Below are 476 nucleotides of genomic sequence, written 5' to 3'. Positions count from 1 at the left end.
CGCACGCCGTAGAGGTGTTCGAGGGCGAGCTGGTCGAGGCGTTCGAACGCCATCCCCTTCGCCGCCAAACCCTCCACATCCACCTGGACGTCCTTCAAATCCGCCCACGTCTCCCCCTCGGCCAGGGTCGGCACCCCCAACTGGTCGACCCGAGCCTCCCGCAACGCCTCCTGCACCTCAGGATCAGCCCGGAACGCCCGCACCTTCGCCTGCAGAATCTTGTAATTGCGCATACACGCCGCCGCCGACACCCACACCCCCCGATCATCCTCAGTCCGCGGGGGCTTGAAATCGAAATGGATCGGCCCCCCATACTGCCCCTTCGCGATACCCTCCTCGACCGCATCAACGGTCCAGAACGCCCCACCGACATTCCCGGCACCGAAACGCAGATCCTGGTCATAACGCGGACCGGTCTGCCCGTTCAAATCGATGTGATACAGCTTCCCGTGCCACAACGCCTGCCGGACCCCCGC

1 pseudogene is annotated in these 476 nt (G+C 64.9%); it reads right to left on the bottom strand.

Annotated elements, in window-relative coordinates:
- A pseudogene (locus tag K3N28_RS23185) lies at positions 1-476 on the bottom strand (xylose isomerase); the annotation flags it as partial.

Origin of the sequence: Glycomyces sp. TRM65418 (assembly GCF_019710475.1) — a bacterium.
Lineage (GTDB): Bacteria > Actinomycetota > Actinomycetes > Mycobacteriales > Micromonosporaceae > Glycomyces.
This window is presented reverse-complemented; position numbering and strand designations above follow the sequence as displayed.